Source organism: Nonomuraea candida (assembly GCF_000725485.1).
Classification (GTDB): Bacteria; Actinomycetota; Actinomycetes; order Streptosporangiales; family Streptosporangiaceae; genus Nonomuraea; species Nonomuraea candida.
Map to the genome: position 1 here is coordinate 172,487 of NZ_JOAG01000012.1, position 15,226 is coordinate 187,712.

At 72.1% G+C, this 15,226-nt stretch carries 17 protein-coding genes; 8 read left to right on the plus strand and 9 right to left on the minus strand.

The features are described 5' to 3' along the window. The first annotated feature begins 25 nt into the window (after nt 1–25). The 7 genes from IO39_RS12730 to IO39_RS12755 all read left to right on the plus strand — a co-directional run bounded on the left by IO39_RS12730 (nt 26) and on the right by IO39_RS12755 (nt 6,296). Complete coding sequence (locus IO39_RS12730; protein ID WP_043620856.1) at nt 26–1,624, plus strand: acyl-CoA carboxylase subunit beta; 1,599 nt, start codon at nt 26–28, stop codon at nt 1,622–1,624. Continuing rightward, nucleotides 1,621–1,830, plus strand: a complete 210-nt coding sequence (locus tag IO39_RS52525) for an acyl-CoA carboxylase subunit epsilon (RefSeq protein ID WP_084772748.1) — start codon at nt 1,621–1,623, stop codon at nt 1,828–1,830. The genes IO39_RS12730 and IO39_RS52525 overlap by 4 nt, the downstream gene beginning before the upstream one ends. A 107-nt stretch (nt 1,831–1,937) precedes the next feature. Continuing rightward, nucleotides 1,938–2,879: an NYN domain-containing protein gene (locus tag IO39_RS12735; RefSeq protein WP_043620860.1), complete on the plus strand. Its 942-nt coding sequence runs from the start codon at nt 1,938–1,940 to the stop codon at nt 2,877–2,879. A gap of 121 nt (nt 2,880–3,000) precedes the next feature. Further along, complete coding sequence (locus IO39_RS12740; RefSeq protein WP_043620864.1) at nt 3,001–4,554, plus strand: AlkA N-terminal domain-containing protein; 1,554 nt, start codon at nt 3,001–3,003, stop codon at nt 4,552–4,554. Further along, nucleotides 4,551–5,057 (plus strand): methylated-DNA--[protein]-cysteine S-methyltransferase, encoded by a 507-nt coding sequence (locus tag IO39_RS12745; RefSeq protein WP_043620867.1) that lies wholly within the window; start codon nt 4,551–4,553, stop codon nt 5,055–5,057. Before IO39_RS12740 ends, IO39_RS12745 begins: the two co-directional genes overlap by 4 nt. A 28-nt stretch (nt 5,058–5,085) precedes the next feature. After that, the gene (locus tag IO39_RS12750) at nt 5,086–5,964 is read left to right on the plus strand and encodes an RpnC/YadD family protein (protein WP_157548256.1); all 879 of its coding nucleotides are present in this window, start codon (nt 5,086–5,088) and stop codon (nt 5,962–5,964) included. 89 nt (nt 5,965–6,053) lie between these two features. Continuing rightward, nucleotides 6,054–6,296 (plus strand): hypothetical protein, encoded by a 243-nt coding sequence (locus IO39_RS12755; protein WP_157548258.1) that lies wholly within the window; start codon nt 6,054–6,056, stop codon nt 6,294–6,296. 47 nt (nt 6,297–6,343) lie between these two features. On the opposite strand, the gene IO39_RS12760 is transcribed toward IO39_RS12755, so the two are convergent. Further along, complete coding sequence (locus IO39_RS12760; protein WP_043620876.1) at nt 6,344–7,498, minus strand: MFS transporter; 1,155 nt, start codon at nt 7,496–7,498, stop codon at nt 6,344–6,346. 91 nt (nt 7,499–7,589) lie between these two features. On the opposite strand from IO39_RS12760, the gene IO39_RS12765 reads away from it, so the two are divergent. Further along, nucleotides 7,590–8,021, plus strand: a complete 432-nt coding sequence (locus IO39_RS12765; protein ID WP_043620879.1) for a MarR family winged helix-turn-helix transcriptional regulator — start codon at nt 7,590–7,592, stop codon at nt 8,019–8,021. Between the two features lie 86 nt (nt 8,022–8,107). Here IO39_RS12765 and IO39_RS12770 read toward each other — a convergent pair whose 3' ends face one another. The 8 genes from IO39_RS12770 to IO39_RS12805 all read right to left on the minus strand — a co-directional run bounded on the left by IO39_RS12770 (nt 8,108) and on the right by IO39_RS12805 (nt 15,128). Beyond that, a complete protein-coding gene (locus IO39_RS12770; RefSeq protein WP_043620884.1) occupies nt 8,108–9,040 on the minus strand; it encodes a hypothetical protein in 933 nt (310 codons plus the stop codon). Beyond that, nucleotides 9,037–9,687, minus strand: coding sequence for a hypothetical protein (locus IO39_RS12775; protein WP_157548262.1), 651 nt, complete (start codon nt 9,685–9,687; stop codon nt 9,037–9,039). Before IO39_RS12775 ends, IO39_RS12770 begins: the two co-directional genes overlap by 4 nt. Then, nucleotides 9,684–12,533: a BTAD domain-containing putative transcriptional regulator gene (locus IO39_RS12780; protein ID WP_052422814.1), complete on the minus strand. Its 2,850-nt coding sequence runs from the start codon at nt 12,531–12,533 to the stop codon at nt 9,684–9,686. Before IO39_RS12780 ends, IO39_RS12775 begins: the two co-directional genes overlap by 4 nt. A 110-nt stretch (nt 12,534–12,643) precedes the next feature. Further along, the gene (locus tag IO39_RS12785; RefSeq protein ID WP_063765260.1) at nt 12,644–13,060 is read right to left on the minus strand and encodes a TadE/TadG family type IV pilus assembly protein; all 417 of its coding nucleotides are present in this window, start codon (nt 13,058–13,060) and stop codon (nt 12,644–12,646) included. After that, a complete protein-coding gene (locus IO39_RS12790) occupies nt 13,047–13,424 on the minus strand; it encodes a TadE family protein (RefSeq protein WP_043620893.1) in 378 nt (125 codons plus the stop codon). Before IO39_RS12790 ends, IO39_RS12785 begins: the two co-directional genes overlap by 14 nt. 98 nt (nt 13,425–13,522) lie before the next feature. Further along, on the minus strand, nt 13,523–13,972 hold the full coding sequence (locus IO39_RS12795; RefSeq protein WP_052422815.1) for a TadE/TadG family type IV pilus assembly protein: 450 nt from the start codon (nt 13,970–13,972) through the stop codon (nt 13,523–13,525). After that, on the minus strand, nt 13,969–14,208 hold the full coding sequence (locus tag IO39_RS12800; protein WP_043620898.1) for a hypothetical protein: 240 nt from the start codon (nt 14,206–14,208) through the stop codon (nt 13,969–13,971). The genes IO39_RS12795 and IO39_RS12800 overlap by 4 nt, the downstream gene beginning before the upstream one ends. Continuing rightward, complete coding sequence (locus IO39_RS12805) at nt 14,208–15,128, minus strand: type II secretion system F family protein (RefSeq protein WP_043621330.1); 921 nt, start codon at nt 15,126–15,128, stop codon at nt 14,208–14,210. The genes IO39_RS12800 and IO39_RS12805 overlap by 1 nt, the downstream gene beginning before the upstream one ends. Nucleotides 15,129–15,226 lie beyond the last annotated feature (98 nt).

A 15,226-nucleotide genomic window follows, 5' to 3' on the forward strand; every position in this document is an offset into this window, starting at 1 on the left:
AGGAGGAAGGGTTAACCTTGCGCGCATGACCACTGCCGAGGCGTTGCCGGGAGAATCGCCCGAAGAGCCGGACATCCACACCACCGCAGGGAAGATCGCCGATCTGGGGCGGCGACTCGACGAGGCGCTGCACGCGGGCTCCGCGGCGGCCGTGGAGAAGCAGCACGCCAGGGGCAAGATGACCGCCAGGGAGCGGGTGCTGGCGCTGCTGGACGAGGGCTCGTTCGTGGAGTTCGACACGTTCGCCAGGCACCGCTCCACGATGTTCGGGCTGGACGAGCGGCGGCCGTACGGCGACGGCGTCATCACGGGGCACGGCACGATCGACGGCCGGCAGGTGTGCGTGTTCTCGCAGGACGTGACCGTGTTCGGCGGCTCGCTCGGCGAGGTGTACGGCGAGAAGATCGTCAAGGTGCTCGACCTGGCGCTCAAGACCGGCTGCCCCATCATCGGCATCAACGAGGGCGGCGGCGCGCGCATCCAGGAGGGCGTGGTCGCGCTCGGCCTGTACGCGGAGATCTTCAAGCGCAATGTGCACGCCTCCGGCGTCATCCCGCAGATCTCGCTCATCATGGGCGCCGCGGCCGGCGGGCACGTCTACTCCCCCGCGCTGACCGACTTCGTGGTGATGGTGGACCAGACCTCGCACATGTTCATCACCGGACCCGACGTGATCAAGACGGTGACGGGCGAGGAGGTCACGTTCGAGGAGCTGGGCGGGGCCCACGCGCACAACACCCGGTCGGGCGTGGCCCATTACCAGGCCGCCGACGAGGAGGACGCGCTCGAGTACGTCAAGGCGCTGCTGTCCTACCTGCCGTCGAACAACCTGGACGAGGCCCCGGTCTACGAGGCGGCCGCGCACCTGGAGCCCGACCCCGAGCTGGACGCGCTGATCCCCGACTCGCCGAACCAGCCGTACGACATGCACCGGGTGATCGAGCACGTGCTGGACGACGGGGAGTTCCTGGAGGTCCACGCGCTGTTCGCGCCGAACATCGTGGTCGGGTACGGCCGGTTGGACGGCCAGCCGGTGGGCGTGGTGGCCAACCAGCCCATGCATTTCGCCGGATGTCTGGATATCAACGCATCCGAGAAGGCTGCCAGATTTATTCGAACATGTGATGCGTTTAATATTCCAATCCTGACTTTTGTTGATGTACCGGGTTTCCTGCCCGGCACCGATCAGGAATGGAACGGAATCATCCGCCGCGGCGCCAAGCTCCTGTACGCCTACGCCGAGGCCACCGTCCCCCTCATCACGGTCATCACGCGCAAGGCGTACGGCGGCGCGTACGACGTCATGGGCTCCAAGCACCTGGGCGCGGACGTGAACCTGGCCTGGCCGACCGCCCAGATCGCGGTCATGGGCGCGCAGGGCGCGGTCAACATCCTGCACCGGCGCACGCTGGCCGCCGCCGCCGACCCGGACGCCGAGCGCGCCAGGCTCGTCACCGAGTACGAGGACACGCTGGCCAACCCGTACATCGCGGCGGAGCGCGGCTACGTCGACGCGGTGATCCGGCCGTCCGAAACCCGGCCCCAGGTCGTCAGGGCGCTGCGGGCCCTGCGGAACAAGCGGGCATCCCTTCCGCCCAAGAAGCATGGGAACATCCCGCTATGACGGCTCATCTGCGTATTGTCCGCGGGGATGCCACGCCCGAGGAGATCGCCGCGTTGACGGCAGTCCTGGCGGCCCGGCAGAGCCCGCCCGCCGAACCGCGCACCCCTCCCGAACCACGCCGCCAAACATGGCGAAACCCGGCTAGAGCTATGCGTAAGCCTGTCGCACCAGGGAAGTCGGCATGGCGGATGAGCGCACTGCCCTAGATAGATCCTGCGAATCGGGTGTCAAGTTCCCCGGGAGTTGGGACTATCTAGAGAAAGTAGGCGTATATAGTCAGCCGATCAACTAACACCGCGGCCTGGAGGACGACATGGCCATCCCAGACCTCATGCCGCATCCTGTGGCAGCCAAGTACGCCGTCCTAGTGGATGTCGGTTATCTGTACGCTGCGGCAGGCGAAGTGCTGCTCGGTGCGAAGGAGCGCAAGGAATATCGGGTGGCCGCCGATGAGCTCATCCAGAGTCTACAGAAACATGCAGAGGAACGTATTTCCGGCGAACTTCTGCGGATCTATTGGTATGACGCAGCCCGTGACCGCGTGCCTACCGTCGACCAGCGGGTCATCGCTCAGCTTCCGTGGGTCAAGGTGCGCCTCGGCAACCTGAACGCCCGTGGCCAGCAGAAGGGCGTCGACGCGCAGATCCGGAGCGATCTGGAGGCACTGGCCAGGCATCATGCGGTCACCGACACGATCCTGCTGGCGGGCGATGAGGACATGGTTCCGGCGGTCGAGGCGGCGCAGGCGTACGGCGTGCGCATCCACCTGTGGGGCGTCGAACCGCCTTACGGCACCAACCAGGCCGAGCGCCTGGTGTGGGAGTCCGACACCGTCGAAGTGATCACCGCCGATTTCCTAAGACCCTTTTTCAGCCGTGCTCCGCAACCCGTTCCGGTCACTCCGCCCGCCGCCGCCCCATCGCCCGCCCAGGTCTTCGCCGGGCGCGCTCCCGTCAAACCGCACGCCAAACCCGGCCAGGTCGCCAAGCTCGGCCCGAGCCGGCCGCGCGTGGAGGACGTGGGCGAGCACGTCGCGCAGAAGTGGATCCTCACGCGCGGGCGTGACAACATCCGCGACCTGCTGCCCGGCCCCATCCTGCCGACCGTCATCGACACCGAGTTGCTGATCGAGGCGGAGAAGGAGCTCGGGCACTCGCTGCGGCCCTACCCGGAGGCGCGGGTGTGGCTGCGTGACGGGTTCTGGGCGCGGGTCTACCGGGAGTTCGACCTGGGGGTGGGAGTCTCGTCCAAATAGGCACACCCACCGCCGCCGCGCTCCCGGGCCGAGGACCCGCCCGCGGCGGCGGAACCGGGTGTGACGGTGGTGTCTGATTTCCGCCAGTGGGTCCCCTTGGGGAGCGCATACTGTCGGAAGCATGTCGCCACTGGAACTCGACTTCGACTCCTGTTACCGGGCCGTCTCCTCCAGGGACGCCCGGTTCGACGGTCGTTTCTACACGGCGGTGACGACGACGCGCATCTACTGCCGTCCGATCTGCCCCGCCCGTACGCCCTCCTCCCGCAACGTGCGCTTCTACCGGCACGCGGCGTCGGCCGAGGCCGCCGGGTTCCGGCCGTGCAAGCGCTGCCGCCCCGAGCTGTCGCCCGGGGACCCCGGCTGGGACCTGCGCGGCGACCTCGTGGGGCGGGCGCTGCGGCTCATCGACGACGGCGCGGCGGACGAGCAGGGCGTGGCCGGGCTGGCCAGGCGGCTGCACATCACCGAGCGGCACCTGCACCGGCTGTTCGTGGCCGAGCTGGGCGTCGGGCCACTGGCGGTGGCCAGGACCAAGCGGCTGCTGCTGGCCAAGCAGCTCCTGACGGAGACGGGGCTGCCGGTGACGGAGGTGGCGTTCGCGGCGGGGTTCGGCAGCGTGCGGCAGTTCAACGCGACGATGCGGGAGACGTACGGCTTCACGCCCAGCGAACTGCGCGCCACCTCCGGCCCCCGCCCCACCCCGGCCCCGCGCACCTCCGGCCCGAAGGCCGGCGCGGCAGCCGTCACCGCGGGCGCTGCGGCGACCGGCGCGGCGGGCGGCACGACAGCCGGCGCGGCGGGTGGTGCGGCGGGCGGCACGACAGCCGACGCGACAGCCGGCGCGGCGGGCGGTGCGGTGGCCGGGCCGCCGGCGGCGCTGCGGTTGCGGCTGCACCGGCGGGAGCCGTACGACGCGGACGGCGTCTTCGCCTTCCTCGCCTCCCGGGCGATCCCCGGGCTGGAGGTGGCGGACGGCACGTCGTACCGCAGGGCCGTGCCGGGTGGGACGATCACGCTCACGCCCCGCCCCGACCACATCGCGCTGGACGTGGCCGTGGACGACACGCGCCAGCTCGCCCGCGTCGTGGCCCGCTGCCGCCGCCTGCTCGACCTGGACGCGGACCCGCGGGCCATCTCCGACGTCCTCGGCCAGACCTCGCTCGCCCCGCTGGTGGCGGCGCGGCCGGGGCTGCGGGTGCCGGGGGCGTTCGACGGGTTCGAGCTGGCCGTGCGCGCCGTGGTGGGCCAGCAGATCTCGGTGGCCGGGGCGCGTACGCTGCTCGGCCGGATCGTCGCCAGGGCCGGCGCGCCCGGCGGCCTCTTCCCCGGCCCCGCCCGCCTCCTCGACGCCGACCTGACCGGGCTGGGCCTGACCGGCCGCCGCGTCGCCACGATCAAGGACCTGGCCGCCCGCCTGGCCCACGGCCACCTCGACCTGGACGGCGGCATGGACCCGGCGGAGGCGGTGGCGGGGCTGCTGGAGGTCCGCGGGATCGGCCCGTGGACGGCCGGCTACATCGCCCTGCGGGCGCTGCGCGACCCCGACGCCTGGCCCACGGCCGACCTGGTGCTGCACAAGCGCATGGCCGCCCTGGGCATTCCCGAAGACCACATCGAGCGGTGGCGCCCGTGGCGGGCGTACGCCGCCCTGCACCTCTGGAGCTCCTCATGATCGCTGCTCAGCTCGTACCGACGCCGGTGGGCCCGCTGGCCCTGCTGTCCCGGGAGGGGGTGCTGGTCGCGGCCGGGTTCACCGCCGACCCGACGGAGATGTTCGTCCGGCTCACGCCCGCGTTGCAGGCGGAGGGGCTGGAGGTCGTGGACGATCTCGGTCTCGCGGCCGAGGCGACCCGCGCCTATTTCGACGGCGACCTGCACGCGCTGGACGCCGTCCCGGTCTCGCAGCCCGGCTCGCCCACGCGCAAGCGGCTGCACGCCGCGTTGCGGGAGGTCAAGGCGGGGACGACCGTGTCGTACGCGGAGCTGGCCGAACGCGCGGGAATGCCGAAGACGGCGGCCCGCGCCGCGGGCTCGGCCTGCGCGCAGAACCTGATCGCCCCCTTCGTGCCCTGCCATCGGGTGTTGCCGGCTGGCGGGGGATATGGCGGGTATTACTACGGCGTACCAGTGAAAGAGTGGCTGATCGCCCACGAAAGCGGAGGTATCAATAACTGAATGAAATCGACTGACTACCTTCGGTAACTTGCTCGGCATGACGCCGACATTAGAACATGAGTACCTGCTCGAACTCGTACGCAACCGTCCGAGCCTGGTCGTCTCGCTGCTGACCAACATGAAGATCGAGGTGCCCTGTTTCGACGATGCCCAGCTGGGCAACTGCGACTTCACCGACATCCAGCCGACGGAGTTCCGGGCCGACTCGGTCGTCACCCTGTTGCACCAGGGCAAGCCGGTGACGGCCGTGGTGCTGGAGGTGCAGCGACGATTCGACAAGGACAAACAATGGTCCTGGCCGGTCTACATGGCCACGCTTCGGGCTCGCCAGAAGTGCCCTGTGGTGCTTCTCGTGTTCTGCGTGAACAGGGAGACCGCCGTGGCCTGCGCCAGACCCATCCACATGGGGCATCCGGACTGGGTGCTCCACCCGTGTGTCACCGACCTGCACGACGTGCCCAAGGTCACCGATCTCCACGAGGCGTACGCCAACCCGGAACTCGCGGCGCTCTCGGCCATCGCGTACGGCATCCGCGGCGGGGACGAGGCCCTGGAGGTGCTGCGGACGTGGCTCGATGCCGAGCAGCATCCGCTGGAAGGGCAGCCGAGTTATGCTGCGCTTGTATACGCCATGCTGTCCGGACCCGACGCCGTCCAGCTGTTCAAGGAGCTCAATGTGGCTATCGGCATCAAAGAAGCCATGAGGAATCCGATCATCCGCGAGGCCGTCGAATACGGTGAAGCCAAGGGCGATGCCAAGGCTGTCCTCAGGATCCTGAACAGGCGGCGGATCCCGGTTCCGTTCGAAACCCAGGAGCGCATCCTCGCGTGCGACGACCTGGCGACCCTGGAGACCTGGATCGACAGGGCCGTCACCGCCTCCACCGTCGAGGAGCTGTTCGACTGACCCTGAACCCGGGGCCGGCAGTATGGCGAGCCGGCCCCGGGTTCAGCCTGTCCAGACTCGTCGACGTTCAGCTGTTCAAGGAGCTGAAAGTGGCCATCGGTATCAAAGAAGCGATGAGGAATCCGATCATCCGCGAGGCCGTCGAATACGGTGAGGCGCGAGGTGCGGCAAGAGGCGAAGCCAAGGCTCTCCTCAGGATCCTGAACGTCCGACAGATCCCGGTTCCGTTCGAGACCGAGAAGCGCATTCTCAAGTGCCGTGACCTGGCGACCCTGGGGACCTGGATCGACAGGGCCGTCACCGCCTCCACCGTCGAGGAGCTGTTCGACTGACCCTGGCCTCCGGGCCGGCCGGGTGGCGGGCCGGCCCGGGGGGTGGGTCAGGCGGGGACGAGGCGGCGGGCCTGGGCGCCGGCGAGCGCGGCGGCGCCGAGGCCCGCGAGACCGAGCACGACGGCCGTCCAGGCCGGGGCCGTGTAGCCGAGGCCGGCGTCGATGGTCAGGCCCGCGGCGAACGAGCCGATGGCGTTGCCCAGGTTGAAGGCGCCGATGTTGGCGGCCGAGGCGAGGGTCGGGGCGCCGGCGGCGGCGTCCAGGACGCGGGTCTGCAGCGGCGGGACTGTGGCGAAGGCGGCCACGCCGAACAGCGTGATCGCGACAATGAAGGCGATCTGGTTGGACGAGACGAGCGCCACCACGACGGCGAGCAGCGTGAGCAGGCCCACCGAGCCGTAGATGCTGGGCATGACGGCCCGGTCGGCGAGCTTGCCGCCGATGAGGTTGCCGGCCACGAGGCCGACGCCGAAGACGGCCATCACCACCGGCACCGCGCCCGGCGAGAAGCCGCCGACGCCGGTCATGATCGGCGAGATGAACGTGATGACGGCGAAGACCGGCGCGAAGCCGAAGACGGTCATGGCCAGCGCCAGCCAGACGCCGGCCTTGCGGAAGGTGGCCAGCTCGCTGCGCAGGCCGCCTCCCGAGGGCCGGGGCTGACGCGGCACCAGGGCCAGGACGCCGGCGAACCCGACCAGGCCGATCACGACCACCACCCAGAACGTGGCCCGCCAGCCGAACGACTGCCCGATCCACGTGCCCAGGGGCACGCCCAGCACGTTCGCGAGCGTGAGCCCGGTGAACATCAGGGCGATGGCGCTGGCCCGCTTCTGCGGCGCGACCAGGTCGGCGGCGACCACCGAGCCGACCCCGAAGTACGCACCGTGCGCGAAGGCCGCGAGGAACCGGCCGACCATGAGCACGCCGTACGAGGGGGCCAGCGCCGACAGCAGGTTGCCCACGACGAACAGCACCATCAGCCACAGCAGCATCGTCTTGCGCGGCAACCGCCCGCCGAGCATGGTCAGCGGCGGCCCGCCGACGGCCACCCCGAGGGCGTAGCCGGAGACCAGCAGGCCCGCGGCCGGGATCGTGACGGCGAAGTCCCTGGCCAGCTCGGGCAGCAGCCCGTTGATGATGAACTCCGTGGTTCCGATGCCGAAGGCGCTGATCGCGAGGGCGAACAGGGCGAGAGGCATAGAATACTCCTCAAACGACGTTAGTAAGCGTGGACATTATTTGCACACGCCGACTAAGTCACCATACAAGCATGCCGAGGAGGCTGTCACCATGGCCATCTCCGACGACGCCGTCGAGGCGCGCGCCCAGGGCTGGCGCACGCTCGCGGCGCTGCACGCCAAGATCGAGGACCGGCTGGAGAAGGCGCTGCAGAAGGAGCACGGGCTGAGCGTGAGCGAGTACACCGTGCTCGACGTGCTGGCCAGGCAGGACGGCTGGCACATGCGCATGCAGCAGCTCGCCAGGGCGGTGGTGCTCAGCCAGAGCGCGACCACCCGGCTGGTGACGCGGCTGGAGAACCGCGGGCTGCTGCGCCGCTACCTGTGCGAGGACGACCGGCGCGGCATCTACTCCGAGGTCACGCCCGACGGGCGGGAGCTGCTGGAGCGGGCCGGGCCCACGCACGACAGCGTGCTGAAGGAGGTGCTGGCCGAGGCGGCGGAGCAGCCGGAGCTGGCCCCGCTCGCCGCCGTCATCACCTGAGGCACCCCAAGGCCCTCACGGCGTCCCAAGGCCCTCAAGCGTCCCGAAAACTCCCGGCCCGGGCTCTCTTCAGGCCGGGACCCGCGTCAGGGGCGGACGTTGCTCTGGATCTCGCCGACCGGGACGTCCCGGGTGGTCTCCAGCTGCACGGGCGCGAACTCGACCGTGACCTCCTGCCCCTGGCCCTGCGCGTCGACCTGCCACACGGTGGTGACGCCGAGCGTGTACTTCTCGCGCGGCTGGTCGATCGACGAGCGCAGGTACTGCACGCCGCAGGCGAACTCGCCGCTCTTCGTGTACGGCCTGCCGGTCGTCCCGCAGCCGCTGTCGGTCACCTTGGCCCGGTCGGGCGTCGTGCCGGGGTCGATCTCGACGCGGTCGAGCGTGGCGACGACGGTCACGCTCATGACGCCGGGCAGCTCCGCCGTGACGCTGCGGCGGGGCGTGCCGATGCCCTCCAGCCAGACCCAGGTGGGCAGGTTGACGTAGCTCTTGGCGTCGGGGTTCAGCTTGACGGCCGGCTCGGGCACGGTCAGCGCGGCCCGGGCGATCTGCGCCAGTTGCGCGATCGTGATGCCCGCCGGCGGGGTGGTGCCGTTGGGCACGAAGATGAACTGTTCGAGGTTGGTCCAGCAGGCCACGCCGTTCGGGTCGGCCTCGTTCAGCGCGGGCAGCCACCAGCGCCCGTCCTCGCCGAGCTTGTCCCTGAACTGCTGGATGAACGCCTGATGGCCCTCCTCGTCGATCCGGGCGCGGTTGGCCGCGTCCCGGCCCGAGTCGCGCTGCCGGAGCATCTCCTCGGGAGTGGGGCCCGGCTCGTACCAGCACGGGCTCGGGATGCGGTAGCCGTCGCTCTTGCCGCCTCCGACGTCGCCGGAGACGACGACGTTGGTGTGCTTGCCCTGCCACCCCACCGTGTTGCCGGACTGGATCTTCTCCTGGGTGGTCTGCCCGCCGGGGCCCGGGTCGGGATCGAGGAGCAGCGGTGCGATGAGCAACGCCGCCAGCCAAGGTTTCATCGGGTGCATCTCTCTCTGGAATCGACGTACGTCCTGATGCGCCACACCCCGTCGTCGCCGCGGCGGGCGGCCACGCTCTGGCCGTAGGGGGTGCGCAGCCACGCGGGTTGCGGGCTGATGGCCCTTCCGGTGCGGGAGGAGACCATCCTGATCCCCGATTCGTCGACACAGGCGTCGACCTGGGCGCCCTTGCCCACCCGGGCGCTGACCCGCAGGTTGTAGAGGCGTCCGACGCCGCGCATCGTCCACCGCTCGTCGGCGAAGGATGCCACCCAGTCGCTCGCCTGGACGGCGGCGTCGAGTTCGAGGCCCTCCTTGTAGACGCGCCGGCCCTCCGCCACGGCCCGGCGGGTGCCGACGTACTGGTCGACCATGACCTTGAGCAGCGGGTCGGGGTTCGCGGGCCATTCGATGCGCGCCCGCAGGCCGTCGGCGACGCGCACGGTCTCCGTCCCGTCGGACGGCCGCCCGGCGCCGTCGCCGGGGCCGGTGGGGGCGGCGGGCGCGGCCGGTGGGGCGCCCTCCTGCGGCCGGTACGGCCGTTCGGGCGCGGCGCAACCCGCCGCCAGCAGCCCCGCGCCGGCGACCAGCGCCACCGCTCGCCTGCCGCGAGCCAGGACCGCCCGTCTCGGCGTCTCACGTCTCATGCCGACGACTCCCTCACCACATGGATGCGCCACGTGGGCAGCAGTTCCTCGATCAACGCCTCGGTCTCGGGGGCCATCCCGCCTCCGTACGGGTGCGAGGCCGCCCGCCTGGCCAGCCCCTCGACGACGGCGCGCAGGCGCACGGTGTCCTGCGTGGCGTGCGTGGCCCGCAGCAGGTCGCGCCAGAGCGCCTCGTCGTCGGTGGCCAGCAGCAACGCCGCGCGGATGGCGGCCACGGCCGCGTCCGGCTGGCCGTTCGCCAGCCGGATCTCGCAGAGCTGGTGCGCGGTGTCGGCCACCGCCGCGCTCACGTCGTACTCCAGGTCGTCGGCCGCCAGCCAGGAGTACCCGCCGGGCCGGCGGCCGGCCAGCAACGGGCCCCTGACCAGGCCGAGCGCCTTCTCCAGCAGGACGGCCCGGGCCGAGGAGTCGGCCTGGGCGCGGCGTACGAGCTCGCGGAAGACCGCCCAGTCCGTACGGACGCCGGGCCCCAGCCGCAACCGGCCGGCCTCGTCGGTGAGCAGGTGCCGCGGCCCCAGCCATTCGGCGACCCTGGCGATCGTGGCGTCCCTGACCATGTCCTGGACGCCGCGCGGCCACAACACGCCGCCGAGCACCACGGGATGCACGCCGCCCACGTGCGTGGCCAGGTACACCAGCAGCTCGGTCGCCAGCTCCATCCGGCCCTCCTCCAGCGGGGGCAGGCCGTCGATCTCCACGGGGCCGAGGATCCTGACCTCCACGGCCGGCAGATGCAGGCCCTCCAGCGGCTCGGGCTCCGGGATGGCCTCGCCCTCGTGCCGGTCGGCGGTGCGGAACAGCTCGATCAGCGCGCGGTAGTGGCGGCGGGGCAGGAGCTGGGCGTCCACCTCGAAGCCCAGCTCGGCGATCCTGGCCTTGCCGTCCTCGCCGATCTCCAGGGTCCAGGTGGCGTGCGGCACCTCGCCGGCCACCACGTACCCGGCGGTGTCCCTGCGGGCCAGCAGCGCCAGGCGGCGGGCCTCCTCGTGGGTGGGCGCGACCGCGGAGAGCAGGTAGTGGGCGGTGCGGGAGCCGCCGGTGATGCGCCCGGTCAGCACCTCCTCGCGCGGGGCCGCGCCCGCCTCCAGCTCGGGCAGCACCTCCGCCAGGCCGCCGACCGCCCTGATGCGGCCCGGCGCGATGGCGGTCAGCTCCGCGCCGAAGCCGACGAGCGTGATGCGCATGCGGTCGGACCAGCGGTTCGTGGCCAGCTCGACGGCGATGGCGGCCAGCGCGGCGGTGGTCTGCGGGCCGCGCACGTTGATCAGGCCCTGGGCGGCCTCCAGATCGATCAGCACCCGGCCGCCGGCGTCCGTCCCGATCGACACCAGCCCCGGGTACGGCGCTCCGCCCTGCCGCACCTGCCCGCCGAAGCCCGCCTGGTACGCCCCGCCCGCCCGCGCGTGCCCGCCCGCATCCGCCTGGTACGGGGGGCGGCCGTGGCGGGGCTGGGGGGCGGGGTCCGGCAGGAGGCGGCCTTCGTGGGCGGGCAGCCGCCAGATCTGGCCGCCGTCCGTGGCCGTCCACGGGGCGGGCGGGTCCTCGTCGGGCGGATGGATCCACAGGTCGAGGTTGCGGGCCGACAGGTGGGCCCCGTACACGATGGGCGGGGTGCGGTGCTGGGCGGCCAGCTCGGCGCCCAGCATGCGCAGCCCGACGTCCAGGACGCGGGCCCCCGGCGCGTCGCCGCCCAGCCGGAGCGCCACCTCGGCCTGGGCGGCGTCGTCGCGCGGCCGGACGATCCGGCGGCCGAACATCCGCCGCCAGAGCTGCTCGCGCCGCCGCCTGGCCAGCACGAGCAGCAGCCCGGCGGCGGCCAGGGAGGCGGCGGCGAGGTACTGGTGCAGGTCGCCGTCCTGGCTCTCCCGCACCACGGGCTGCTGGTCGATCTGCTGCTCTCCGGGCCGCCGGGGCTCGGTTTCGCCCCTGCCGGGGGTCTCCAGCTCCTTGCCGTCGGTCTTCCTGTCACCCTTGCCGCCCTGCTCGCCCTTGCCGCCCTGCTCGCCCTTGCCGCCCTGCTCGCCCTTCTCCCCGGTACGCGCGTCGCGGCCGGCGTCGCGGTCCACCTGCGCCCTGCCGGGGTGCTCGCGCAGCGTCTGCGAGCGGGGCTGGTCGGCGGGCACGATGTGCACGTTCTTGGCGTCCTCCGGCATGTCCAGCACCCAGCCGGGCCTGATCAGGTCGGCCATCCGCAGGCGGCTGCCGTCCGGCTGCTCCTTCGCCTGGTTGAGCCGGTAGATCTCCGGATACCGGCGGCCGTCACCCAGGCACTTCTCGGCGATCTCCCACAGGCTCTCGTGGTGGCGGCCGTGCGGGGGCTGGACGACGTACACCTTCTTGGTCTTGGGGGTCTCCAGCGTGTGCTCGACGATCGGGGCGGAGTACGCGACCGCGGTGACCGGCGGGGCGGCGGGCGTGGGCGCCAGCTTCACCAGCGGCGCCACCATGGCCCCGGCCGTGAACAGCAGCAGCACGGCCGAGACGAGCTTGTTGGCCAGGAACTGCATGCCTCCGGAGAGCGGCACGCGGGCGGGCATGCCGACGCGGCGGACCCCGGCGTACACCTCGACCAGCACGCACACGAAGAGCTGGAACCAGGCCAGCCAGACCAGCAGCACCAGCACCGCCACGATCGTGCTCGGGCCGACGCGGCCGGTCCACACGCCGGGGTCGAGCAGCTCCGGCCCGACGGGCGGCCCGACGAACGTGAGCAGCGCGTACGGCACCCCGCCCACCAGCGCCACCAGCACGACCAGCGCCCCGATCCCGGCGAGCACGTCGCCGAAGCTGCGCCTGGCCGGGACGCGCACGGGACGCACGGGCACGTGCCGTCCGTGTGGACGCGGCGGCTCTCGCTGCGGCATCGCCTCTCCTCTCCCCTGGTCCAGCGTCGTGTCTCGGACGTCCCCGCAGCCATCGAGTGGCCGGATTCGGTCTATCTCGCTTCGGGCGCGGCGGTGGCCTCGCCGGTCATCTCGGAGCCGGGGAAGCCGATGGCGCCGAGGAAGAACGCCTCCCACCGGACCGACACGGTGACGGTTACCTGCGCCTGCCCCTGGCCGACCGTGCACTGGCCGGCGCGCACGCCGTCGTCGCCCTGGGCCGCGACGATCTCCTCGGCCCTGGCGCACACCTGCGCCTCGTCCAGCAGCCGCGTCTCCCCGGTCGCCCGCAGGTGGTCCTCGTCGAGCCGGTCGGCGCCGGCCCGGGCCGCCTGCTCGGCCACGTCGGCGGCGCGCAGCCGGGCGTTGATCGCCGACCCGCCGTCCACCAGCAGCCCGGCCAGCAGGAACACGACCACGGAGAACAGCACGGTGAACACCGCCATCGACCCGCGCTCACCGGACCTCATCGATCCTCCTGAACTGCTCGATCGGCACGACGGCCGTGCCCGTGAGCCGCTTGGTGCCGCCGAAGCCGAGGAAGGCGAGGTCCAGCTCGCACGTCACCTCGGCCTGGACCTGGCCGCCCTGCCGGAACTCGGAGGCGTCCAGGGAGACGGCGGAGGACCGGCAGCGGCCCTGCAGCGCGCTCGTGGTGATGGCCTCGGCGGCGGCCTCGGCGGCGTCCAGCGAGCGCTGCACGGAGGCGGCGCGGGCGGCGTCGCGCGCCGTGCCGTTCACCCGCCCCTGCGACTCCACCAGCACGCCGGCCCCGGCCAGGAACATGAGGAACAGCAGGAAGACCGGGGCCAGCATGACGGTCTCGACCGCCATGGAACCCCGCTCGCTCCCTCGGGCCCGCTCAGCTCCCCGGGCCCGCCCACTGCCCCGGACCCGCTCAGCTCCCCCGGCCCGCTCGCCCCGTACTCGCCTCATTCGCAGTCCTCGCCTCCGTTGTCGGGGCGGAAGCACTCGACGGGCCCGCCCGCCGTGGCGGTGACGGTGAAGGCGAGATCGGGCAGGAGCGGGATGACCTGTACGGCGCTGCCCGTCACCGTGACGAAGCGCTCGTCGGGCTCCTTCTCCGACGTCGTGGCGGTGGCGCCCTGGAGCAGCCGGGGCCCGACGGCGCGGATGATCTCGGTCGCCTTCCCGGTGGCCTCGCCCTCCCAGGCCCCCGAGTCGAACGGCGCCGCCCTGGCCACCCGGGCGCCCTCCCTGGCCGCCGCCTCGGCGACCTCGCGGGCGTGGAACCAGAGGGCGACCTGCACGATGAGCAGCACGGTCGCGAGGATGACCGGCATGAGCAAGGCCAGCTCGATCACCGTCACGCCGCGCTCGCCCCGCCCCCGCCGCACCCGGCCGGGCGACCGGGTTGTCACGGAGTGTCTCCGCCTCCGCCGCCCTCGCCACCGCCGCCGAAGGTCTGCTCCAGCTCGCCCTGCTGCTGCTCGACCAGGTTCCTGATCAGGGTGGCCAGACCGAGGGCGACGCCGGCGATGATGGCGGTGATGATCACCCACTCGACGGCGGAGGCGCCCCTGGTGGGCGCGGTGCGGGCATGGTGGACGCGCACGCCCAGGTAGGCGCGCAGGTAGACGATCCAGGGGTGGTTCATCAGACTCCCAACATCTTCATGGCTGCGGGAAAACTCAGAAAGATCACGAACCCGGCGCAGAGCAGGAGCTGCGCCACGAGCATCGACTGCGAACGCTCGCCCGCCCGGCCCTCGATCTCGGCCAGCTCGCGGCGGCGCAGCGTGGCCGCCCTGGCCGTGAGCGAGGCCCGCACCTTGGCGCCGTCGTCGGCCACCAGGCCGAGCGCGGCGGACAGGTCGCGCAGCTCGTCGACGTTGATCTCCTCGCCGAGCTGGCCGAGCGCCTGCCACGGGGTGATGCCGACGATCCTGGCGCCGCGCAGGGCGTCGCGGATGCGGGCCATCGCCCAGTTGGGCTGGTCGCCGCTGACCGAGACGGCCATCATCAGGGCCTCGGGCACGCCGCGCCCGCCGGCCAGGTTCATGGAGACGAGGTCGAGGAAGGCCCCGACGACGTGGCGGAAGTCGCGCCGCTTGGCCGCGGCGTCCTTCTTGACCTGGAGGTCGGGCAGGAAGAAGAAGACGACGGCCACGACCACGGCGCTCCAGAACGGCACGGCCAGGGAGGCGCCCCACTCCATGAGCACCAGCCAGGCCAGCAGCAGCGGGAAGGCCAGCAGGCCGCTGGCCGCCAGCAGGACCTTGGTGGCCAGGAACGCCTCGAACGAACGGCCCACGAGCGCCAGGTCCGCCTTGACGGATCTGGCCTCCCAGCCGCGGGCGCCGTACAGGCCGGCCAGGCGGGCGCCGAGGCCGCGCCGGAACGCGCCGACCTCCTCCTCGGGCAGCACGAGCTGGATGCGGGGCGCGCCGGCGTCCTCGCGCACGGCGTCGAGCGCCAGCAGCCGCGCCACCAGCCCCGGCCGGGCCGGGAAGAGCGCCCGCAGCAGGACGAACAGCCCCAGCCCGAGCAGCCCGCCGGCCAGCGCGCCCTCAACCATCGCCGCCACCCCCTTGCACGAGCGGTCCTCCGGCCGGCGCGACCGCGACCATCGCCGCCGCCTCTCCCGGCGCGCGCTCAGCCATCGCCGCCACCTCT